Origin of the sequence: Ectothiorhodospira sp. 9100 (assembly GCF_022227565.1) — a bacterium.
GTDB lineage: Bacteria > Pseudomonadota > Gammaproteobacteria > Ectothiorhodospirales > Ectothiorhodospiraceae > Ectothiorhodospira > Ectothiorhodospira marina.
This window is the reverse complement of the sequence record NZ_JAJNAN010000101.1, coordinates 1-1867: the sequence shown is the minus strand read 5'-3', so window position 1 is coordinate 1867 and position 1867 is coordinate 1. Positions and strand designations below refer to the sequence as shown.

The 1867-nt window shown below is 60.5% G+C and carries 2 protein-coding genes; both read left to right on the top strand.

Going from position 1 to position 1867, the window contains the following annotated elements; translation table 11 throughout:
- Positions 1-44 precede the first annotated feature (44 nt).
- The gene (istA, locus tag LPW29_RS15040; RefSeq protein WP_238628688.1) at positions 45-1595 is read left to right on the top strand and encodes an IS21 family transposase; all 1551 of its coding nucleotides are present in this window, start codon (positions 45-47) and stop codon (positions 1593-1595) included.
- A 1-nt stretch (position 1596) separates the two neighbouring features.
- Positions 1597-1867: ATP-binding protein (locus tag LPW29_RS15035; RefSeq protein ID WP_238628687.1), on the top strand; the 271-nt coding region annotated here is incomplete at its 3' end.

The following is a 1867-nucleotide window of genomic DNA, read 5'->3' as shown; positions in this document are numbered from 1 at the left end:
ATAACTTACCGGTAGGCTGTTCCTTTCCATCCGGGGAAGGTCAGATGCCAGCGAAGAGGTTATCCATGCGGAAGATCAAAGAAGTCCTGCGCCTTAAATGGGAGCGAGGGCTGAGCAACCGCCAGGTTGCAGTGGCCTGCGGTATCAGTCGTCCCACCGTGAGGGAGTATCTTCGGCGTTTTGCCGAGGCGGGTCTGAGTTGGCCATTGCCAGAGGACCTGGGCGAAAGTCGCCTGGAGCAGTTGTTATTTCCGCCCCCGCCAGACCTGCCAGCGCATGCCCGGGTCGTACCGGACTGGCATCGGGTTAAAGAGGAGTTGAGGGGCAAGCACGTCACCCTTTTCCTGATCTGGCAGGAGTACCGGGAAGCCCACCCGGAGGGGTACCAGTACAGCTGGTTTTGCGAGAACTATCGGGCCTGGCAGGGCAAGCTGGACATGGTGATGCGTCAGGACCACCGGGCTGGAGAGAAGCTGTTTGTGGACTATGCCGGCCAGACTGTGCCAGTCATTGATCGCAATACCGGTGAGATCCGCGAGGCTCAGATCTTCGTGGCAGTGCTTGGGGCGTCCAATTACAGCTATGCAGAGCCGACCTGGAGCCAGACACTGCCCGACTGGATTGGATCCCACATCCGGGCCTTCGAGTTCTTCGGAGGTGTGCCAGAGTTGGTGGTGCCGGACAACCTGAAATCGGGCGTCACCAAGGCGCATCGTTACGATCCGGATCTCAATCCGACCTATCAGGACATGGCCGCCCATTACGGCGTGGCCGTTGTCCCCGCACGATCCCGAAAACCCCGGGACAAGGCCAAGGTGGAGGGTGGCGTGCTGATCGTTGAGCGGTGGATACTGGCGGCACTGCGCCACCGTCAGCACTTCTCGCTCGGGCAACTCAAATTCAGCATCCGTGAACTGCTGGAGAAGCTCAACGACCGTCCGTTCCGGAAGTTGCCCGGGTGTCGGCGCGACCACTTCGAGCAGCTGGACAAGCCGGCCCTGCAGCCTTTGCCGGCAGAGCGTTATGTCTATGCCGAATGGAAGAAGGCCCGAGTGCATATCGACTACCACGTGGCCATCGGGGGGCACTACTACTCGGTGCCTTACGCCCTGATCAAGAAGGAGGTCGAGATCCGGATCACCCACAACACCATCGAGTGTTTTTACCGGGGCAACCGAGTTGCCAGCCACCCACGCTCCGATCAGAAGGGGCGGCACACCACCGTGGCCGCCCACATGCCCGAATCCCATCGTCAGTCAGGTGAGTGGACATCCAAGCGTCTGATCGCATGGGCTGCCAAGACCGGGCCTGCTACAGAAAAGCTCATCTGCACCGCCCTGGGTGCCCGAAAGCACCCCCAGCAAGCCTACCGTTCCTGTCTGGGTATCCTCCGCCTGGGGAAGACGTTTGGTGATGCTCGGTTGGAGGCCGCCTGTCAACGCGCGCTGACGCTGGGCACGTGCCGCTACAAGAACATCGAATCCATCCTCAAACACCGCCTGGATGAACAGCCTCTGGAAGAACAGCAGGAGTTGGCCTTACCTGATGGCCACGACAACATCCGCGGCCCAGCCTACTACTCTGAGGGGGTCTGACATGCTCAAACATCCCACCCTGGATAAACTCCACGCCCTCAAGTTAACCGGCATGGCGGCCGCCCTGGCCGACCAGGTGGCCACACCCGACATCCAGGAACTGAGCTTCGAAGAACGTCTTGGACTGTTGGTGGACCGCGAAACAACCGAACGGGAAAATCGGCGCATGGCGAGCCGGTTGCGCCAGGCCAAGCTGCGACACACAGCGAGCCTCGAAGACCTGGATTATCGGAACTCGCGCGGCCTGGACAAGGGGTTGATCCAATCCCTGG